The following is a 1,711-nucleotide window of genomic DNA, read 5'->3' as shown; positions in this document are numbered from 1 at the left end:
CGCAGAACGGCATCCCGTTCTTCGCCACGGCCGCCACCAAGGCGCCCGCCGTCGTGCTCGTGCACCACGGGCACCGGGAGCAGTGGCCGGTCGCCGGGCGGCTGGTCGGCCGGGTCGGCTGGTGGATCGAGTCGCGCCTGTCGCCGCGGGTCCATCGGCGCAACCAATACCTGACGGTCTCGCTGCCCTCGGCCGAGGAGCTGGCCACCCTCGGCGTCGAGCAATCGCGAATCGCGGTGGTGCGCAACGGCGCCGAGCCGGTGCCCGCCGACGCGCCGACCGGGGCCGCCGAGACCCGCACGGCCGAGCCGCGCATCGTGGTGCTCTCCCGACTGGTGCCGCACAAGCAGATCGAGGACGCGCTCGCCGTGGTCGCGCGACTACGCGACCGCATTCCCGGCCTGCACCTCGACGTGATCGGCGACGGCTGGTGGGCCGACAACCTGAAGAACGACGCCGCCGCGCTGGGCATCGCCGACGCGACCACCTTCCACGGCCACGTCGATGAACGCCGCAAACACGAACTGCTGGCCCGCGCCTGGGTGCACGTGCTGCCCTCGCGCAAGGAAGGGTGGGGGCTCGCGGTCATCGAGGCGGCGCAGCACGGGGTGCCGACCATCGGTTATCGCAGTTCGCGCGGGCTCACCGACTCCATCGTCGACGGCGTCACCGGTGTGCTGGTCGACGACGTGACCCACTTGGCCGACGCGGTGGGCGAGCTGCTCGACGATCGCGCCGCTCGCACGGTCATGGGGGAGAAGGCGCGCTCCCGGGCGCGTGAATTCTCTTGGGAGCAAACGGGAAACGGTGTCTACGAGGTGCTGGCGGCCGCGGCTCGCGGGGAGCACACCTGCGGGCTGATCGCGCCCCGATCGGCGCACTGAGACCGTCAGGGTGTGCGGCGGGCTCGTCGCGCGGTAACCGCGAGCGCCGGTCCGCCGACGAGGAGCAGTGCCCAAAGCGCGTGGGCCGCAATGACAAATCCTCGATGCGATGACGCTCCGTCGTGCGCCCGGATGTCGCCGGGAACTCGGTACAGGGTGAGGTCCGCATCGTCGAAAACCGGGTCGAGTCGCGCGAGCGTCGTTCTCGATTCGCCGAGCGGGCCGGGGGTGCCGTGTTCGACGAGAACCCAGCCGACGCCGCGCTCCGCCAGCTCCGGAGCCGAACCGCCGTGCAGCAGTACGGCTTCCACCGCGCGGGCGCGGGCGCCTTCGCCGGACACGGTGCGGCCGCGCACCGGCAGCTCGCCGGTTTGCAGCACGTCGCGGGGGAGCAGGCGCGGGGCCGGGTCGAGCACGGGCGCCTGCCCGCTGTAGCGGAATCTGCGGAACATGCCGCCCGGCAGAACCGCTACGTCGCCCGGCCCGTCCAGGTGGCCGGCGACCCGCTGCCATCCGGCTGGGTAGTGCACGGGACGCATCGCGCCGCCGACTCCCCACGCGAGGTCGAGCAGCGGGAGCATCAGTAGGACGATGAAAACCGTTGCGAGCGAGCGTGTGACAGCTGGGGATGGATTCGCAAAGGGTTCGGCTACTTCAGGGGACGCCGCGTGTTCGTCGGCCGACGACTGATCCCTGTTGCGCGCCAATGTATCCGCGCGTTCACCGGTCGAGAATCGCCTGGCGAGAACGCCGCAACCGGCAGCGGCGCACAGTGCGTACGCGGGCATCGCCAGCGCCACATACTTCTGCGTGTCCCGCAGGAGGCC

The 1,711-nt window shown here is 71.5% G+C and carries 1 protein-coding gene and 1 pseudogene; one reads left to right on the top strand and one right to left on the bottom strand.

Annotated features, from left to right (window positions below):
- Positions 1–884, top strand: an 884-nt coding sequence (locus ON39_RS32315; protein ID WP_040739883.1) for a glycosyltransferase family 4 protein, incomplete at its 5' end; no start/stop codon positions are given.
- Between the two features lie 5 nt (positions 885–889).
- On the opposite strand, the pseudogene ON39_RS32310 reads toward ON39_RS32315, so the two are convergent.
- Positions 890–1,711, bottom strand: a pseudogene (locus ON39_RS32310) (hypothetical protein); the annotation flags it as partial.

The organism is Nocardia tenerifensis NBRC 101015 (assembly GCF_000308715.1).
In the GTDB taxonomy this organism is placed as follows: domain Bacteria; phylum Actinomycetota; class Actinomycetes; order Mycobacteriales; family Mycobacteriaceae; genus Nocardia; species Nocardia tenerifensis.
Note: the sequence above shows the minus strand (reverse complement) of the source record. Positions and strands in the feature narration are given on the sequence as shown.